This window comes from Streptomyces sp. NPDC007162 (assembly GCF_040634175.1).
Taxonomy (GTDB): Bacteria; Actinomycetota; Actinomycetes; order Streptomycetales; family Streptomycetaceae; genus Streptomyces.
This window is the reverse complement of the sequence record NZ_JBEYFC010000672.1, coordinates 1-4,118: the sequence shown is the minus strand read 5'-3', so window position 1 is coordinate 4,118 and position 4,118 is coordinate 1. Positions and strand designations below refer to the sequence as shown.

5 protein-coding genes and 1 pseudogene are annotated in these 4,118 nt (G+C 74.2%); 2 read left to right on the top strand and 4 right to left on the bottom strand.

All coding sequences use genetic code 11. The features are described 5' to 3' along the window. Positions 1-210: 210 nt before the first annotated feature. Positions 211-639: a DUF6325 family protein gene (locus ABZ646_RS41785; protein WP_360531572.1), complete on the top strand. Its 429-nt coding sequence runs from the start codon at positions 211-213 to the stop codon at positions 637-639. 15 nt (positions 640-654) lie between these two features. Further along, positions 655-939, top strand: a complete 285-nt coding sequence (locus ABZ646_RS41780; protein WP_360531575.1) for an SHOCT domain-containing protein — start codon at positions 655-657, stop codon at positions 937-939. Positions 940-961: 22 nt separating this feature from the next. Here ABZ646_RS41780 and ABZ646_RS41775 read toward each other — a convergent pair whose 3' ends face one another. The 4 genes and pseudogenes from ABZ646_RS41775 to ABZ646_RS41760 all read right to left on the bottom strand — a co-directional run. Continuing rightward, the gene (locus tag ABZ646_RS41775) at positions 962-1,471 is read right to left on the bottom strand and encodes an O-acetyl-ADP-ribose deacetylase (RefSeq protein WP_360531569.1); all 510 of its coding nucleotides are present in this window, start codon (positions 1,469-1,471) and stop codon (positions 962-964) included. Beyond that, positions 1,468-2,877: an NAD(P)/FAD-dependent oxidoreductase gene (locus tag ABZ646_RS41770; RefSeq protein ID WP_360531566.1), complete on the bottom strand. Its 1,410-nt coding sequence runs from the start codon at positions 2,875-2,877 to the stop codon at positions 1,468-1,470. The genes ABZ646_RS41775 and ABZ646_RS41770 overlap by 4 nt, the downstream gene beginning before the upstream one ends. A gap of 84 nt (positions 2,878-2,961) precedes the next feature. Next, positions 2,962-3,810, bottom strand: a complete 849-nt coding sequence (locus tag ABZ646_RS41765) for an inositol monophosphatase family protein (protein WP_360531563.1) — start codon at positions 3,808-3,810, stop codon at positions 2,962-2,964. 111 nt (positions 3,811-3,921) lie between these two features. After that, positions 3,922-4,118: pseudogene (locus tag ABZ646_RS41760) on the bottom strand (gamma-glutamyltransferase family protein); the annotation flags it as partial.

Sequence of the window (4,118 nt, the reverse complement as noted above, 5' to 3'; positions counted from 1 at the left end):
GGGACCGCACGACTGGCTGGGCTGCTGGCTGGTCGGCAGGAGCCTCTACCAGCTGACGAGTTGACCCCCGGGGCGCGGCGGGTGCGGGTCCGCCCCGGCGGGTTCCGCACATGCGGGGCCCCGGGGTGGGTGCTGGAATGGACTGGTATCGGAGGCACCGGCCGGCCCCCGCGCTCCCGTCCCGTCCCGTCCCGTCCAGGAGGAGTGACCATGGACAGCGTCGAAGAGATGGGCCCCGTCGACTACCTGGTGATCGAGTTCCCGGGGAACAGGATGACCGGCGAGGCCTTTCCGCTGCTGGTCGATCTCGCCGACCGCCGCATCGTGCGGATCCTCGACCTGGCCTTCCTGCGCAAGGACGCCGACGGTTCGGTGACCGCGCTCGAACTACGGGATCTCGGCGACGACACGGCCGACCTGACCGTCTTCGAGGGGGCCTCCTCCGGTCTGCTGGACGAAGGCGACCTCGCCGAGGCCGGGAACGCGCTGGAGCCCGGCAACTCCGCCGCGGTCCTCGTGTACGAGAACCTGTGGGCCGCGCCGCTGGCCGCGGCGCTGCGGCGCAGCGGCGCCCAGCTGGTCGCGAACGGCCGGGTCCCGGTGCAGGCCCTGCTGGCGTCGCTCGACGCCGTCGACTGAACGGAGATGACCGACATGCCCGGACTGCTGCGCGGGGTCGCGCGCACCGCCGTCGTCGCCGGCACCGCCACGGCGGTGTCGAACCGTGTCTCACGGCGCCAGGCGGGCCGCTGGGCCCAGCAGGACTACGAGCAGCAACAGCCCGCCGCCCAGCCGTCGGCGGCACCGCCCGCGGCACCGGCCGCCGACGATGACATGTCCGCCCGGATGGACCAGCTCAAGCAGCTCGGCGAGCTGAAGGCGCAGGGGATCCTCACCGAGGAGGAGTTCGCGGAGCAGAAGCGCCGCATCCTGGGCTGACCCCCGCGGGCGTTCTGCGTCCTCAGGCCAGCTGGGCGGCGAACGCGTCGTAGGCGCGCTCGTCGAACAGGACGAACCGCACCTCCTCGACGGTGGTGTCCGTCTCCCGGACGGTGGTCACGGCGATCCGGGCGCCGTCGTCCATCGGCCAGCCGTAGACGCCGGTGGAGATGGCGGGGAACGCGACCGTGCGGGCGCCGAGTTCGTCGGCGCGCCGCAGGGACTCGCGGTAGCAGGAGGCCAGCAGTGCGGAGCGGTCCTCGGTCGTGGCGTGGACCGGTCCGACGGTGTGGATGACCCAGCGCGCGTCGAGTTCGCCCGCGGTGGTGGCGACCGCCCGGCCGGTGGGCAGTCCCTTGCCCAGGTGACCGGCGCGGAGCCTGCGGCACTCCGCCAGGATCGCGGGGCCGCCCCGCCGGTGGATGGCACCGTCGACGCCTCCGCCGCCGAGCAGCGAGGAGTTGGCCGCGTTGACGACGGCGTCGACGCTCTGCCGGGTGATGTCGCCCCGGACGAGGGTGATACGGGTCATGGCTGTCTCAGCCTCCTCCACACGGCCTTCGCCGCGTTGTGCCCCGACATGCCGTGCACACCCGGGCCGGGCGGGGTCGCCGACGAGCAGATGAAGACAGCAGGGTGCGGGGTGGCGTAGGGGAACAGGGAGAGCTTGGGGCGCAGCAGCGCCTGCAGGCCGGTGACCGCGCCGGTGCCGATGTCGCCGCCGACGTAGTTGGCGTTGCGGGCGGCGAGTTCGGCGGGTCCGGCGGTGGCGCGGGCCAGCACCCGGTCCCGGAAACCCGGGGCGAACCGCTCCAGTTGACGCTCCATCACCTCGGTGAGGTCGCCGGTCCAGCCGTTCGGCACGTGGGCGTACGCCCAGAACACCTGCTTGCCCTCGGGGGCCCGGCTCGGGTCCGCCACGCCGGGCTGGACGGTGATCATGAACGGCCGGCCGGGGGCGCGGCCCTCACGGGCGGCGGCACGCAGGGCGGCGCCGATCTCCGCGCTGTCCGCGCCGATCTGCACGGTCCCGGCGCGGCGGGCCTCCGGGGCGGTCCAGGGGACCGGTCCGTCCAGCGCGTAGTCGACCTTGAAGACGCCGGGGCCGTAGCGGTAGCCCTGGTAGTAGGTGCCGAAGCCGGCGATGCGGGCGAGGGCGGTGGGCGAGGTGTCGAAGACGTACGACCGCGCGGGCGGCAGGTCGTCGAGTCGCTTGACCTCGTAGTCGGTGTGGATCGCGCCGCCGAGGTCCTTCAGATAGGCGGCGAGGGCGTCGGAGACGGCCTGGGAGCCGCCCTGGGCGACCGGCCAACCGCGGGCGTGCGCCGCGAGCGCGAAGACCAGGCCGACGGCGCCGGTCGCGAAGCCGCTGAGCGGGGCCATGACATGGGCGACGAGCCCCGCGAACAGCGTCCTGGCCCGCTCTTCGCGGAACCGGCGCAGCAGCAGCGTGGCCGGTGGCAGTCCGGCCAGGCCGAAGCGGGCGAGGGTGACCGGGTCACGGGGCAGCGCGGTCGTCGGCAGCGACATGAAGTCCCGGGCCAGCGTGTCCCACTTGGGCAGGAACGGCTCGACCAGCCTGCGGTACGTGCCGGCGTCGCGCGGCCCGAAGGAGGCGGCCGTCTCGGCGACGGAGCGGGCCAGCACGGCGGCGCTGCCGTCGGGGAAGGGGTGGGCCATGGGCAGCTCGGCGTGCAGCCAGCGAAGGCCGTAGCGCTCCAGGGGCAGGGCCCGGAAGGCGGGTGAGTTGATACCGAGCGGGTGCGCGGCGGAGCACGGGTCGTGCCGGAAGCCGGGGAGGGTGAGCTCCTCGGTGCGGGCGCCGCCGCCGACGCTGTCCCGCGCCTCGAAGAGGGCGACGGAGAAACCGCGCCGGGCCAGCTCCACGGCGGCCGTCAGGCCGTTCGGCCCCGCCCCCACCACGACCGCATCGAGCATCGACGGCACCTTCGGACCCCTTCGTCAGCCGATGGCCACTGGGTCTCAGGATATGCCGGAGGACTGACACTCTCCCCGCTCGGGCTACCAGTGCGGGTTCTGCAGCAGGTCCACGACCCGGTGGGCGGTGGCCGCGTCGCGGGCCGCGGTGAACGGCAGGGCGTTGTCGCCGGTGACGCGGAACGGCACGCCGTCCCGGGTGAGGTGGGCGCCGCCCGCCTCCTCCACCAGAAGCAGCCCGGCCGCGTGGTCCCAGGCGGCCTCCCAACTGAACGCGGTGGCGTCCGACTCGCCCCGGGCGACGGCGAGATACTCCAGGCCCGCCGAGCCGCAGGGGCGCGGGGCCACGCCGTCGACCCACAGGGCGAACAGCTCGCGCTTCTGCGCGTCGGTCGTGTAGTCCGGGTGCGAGGTGGCTATCCGCAGGTCCCGGCCCTGCTCGGGGGACCCGGAGACCAGCCGGACACCGTCGAGGTGGGCGCCCTTGCCCCGCACCGCCGTGGCGAGTTGCTCGCGGGCCGGGGCGTAGGTCCAGGAGGCCAGCAGGACGCCCCGGTGGGCGAGCGCGACCAGGGTGCAGAAGCCGTCCTCGCCGCGCACGAACTGGCGGGTGCCGTCGACCGGGTCGACGATCCACACCGGCGCGTCGCCCTGGAGCGCCTCGTACGTCTCCGGGTCGGCGTGCACGGCCTCCTCGCCGACCACCACGGAACCGGGCAGCAGGGCGCCGAGAGCCTCGGTGAGGTACCGCTCGGCGAGCCGGTCGGCGTCCGTCACCAGGTCGTGCGGTCCGGCCTTCTGGTCGACCTCGTGGTCGGCGAGCCTGCGCCAGCGGGGCAGGATCTCGGTGCGGGCCGCCTTGCGGATCGCGTCCTCGACGTCGACGGCGTGCCGGAGGAGAAACTCGTCGATGGTCTCCATTGCTTCGATCATGCCTCCATGAGAGCACGTGCCACTGACAATCCACGCCGCCCGCATGTACGAGCGATGGAATCCGGCGGAACAGACGGCGCCGGCGATCAAGCGCGTCGAGGGGCCAGGGGGTCAGCGCCCCACCGCGTACCCCTGCATCCCGCGGGGGTTGGCCGCCGCCGAGAGCACCCCGGTCCGCGGGTCCCGGGCCACCGCGCACAGCCGCCCCTCCGACCAGCCGGGGCCGACCGTCACGTCATGGCCGCGCCGGCGCAGCTCGGCCACCACCCCGGGGTCCGTCCGGGACTCGACGGTCACGCTGCCGGGGC

Excerpts from the sequence above, each read along its gene's own strand:
- ABZ646_RS41785 (WP_360531572.1), top strand. The coding sequence starts at position 211 with ATGGACAGCGTCGAAGAGATGGGCCCCGTCGACTACCTGGTGATCGAG.
- ABZ646_RS41780 (WP_360531575.1), top strand. The coding sequence starts at position 655 with ATGCCCGGACTGCTGCGCGGGGTCGCGCGCACCGCCGTCGTCGCCGGC.
- ABZ646_RS41775 (WP_360531569.1), bottom strand. The coding sequence starts at position 1,471 with ATGACCCGTATCACCCTCGTCCGGGGCGACATCACCCGGCAGAGCGTC.
- ABZ646_RS41770 (WP_360531566.1), bottom strand. The coding sequence starts at position 2,877 with ATGCTCGATGCGGTCGTGGTGGGGGCGGGGCCGAACGGCCTGACGGCC.
- ABZ646_RS41765 (WP_360531563.1), bottom strand. The coding sequence starts at position 3,810 with ATGATCGAAGCAATGGAGACCATCGACGAGTTTCTCCTCCGGCACGCC.